1 rRNA gene is annotated in these 200 nt (G+C 52.5%); it reads left to right on the top strand.

The features are described 5' to 3' along the window. Window positions 1-131: 131 nt before the first annotated feature. Window positions 132-200, top strand: a 5S ribosomal RNA gene (rrf, locus tag IH45_RS1000000147605); the annotation flags it as partial.

The raw sequence follows: 200 nt of genomic DNA, 5'->3' as shown, positions 1-200 counted from the left end.
AAGCGCCGTAAGGTGTGGAGTTGACTGGTACTAATAGGCCGAGGGCTTGTCCTCAGTTGCTCGCGTCCACTGTGTTAGTTCTGAAGTAACGAACTCGCCTCTGCTGGCTGGAGTTGTTATCTTCATAGTGTTTCGGTGGTCATAGCGTTAGGGAAACGCCCGGTTACATTTCGAACCCGGAAGCTAAGCCTTTCAGCGCC

This window comes from Streptomyces rimosus subsp. rimosus (assembly GCF_000720725.1).
GTDB classification, from domain to species: Bacteria; Actinomycetota; Actinomycetes; order Streptomycetales; family Streptomycetaceae; genus Streptomyces; species Streptomyces rimosus_A.
The sequence above is the reverse complement of the archived record's forward strand: the minus strand, read 5'-3'. Positions and strand labels throughout refer to the sequence as shown.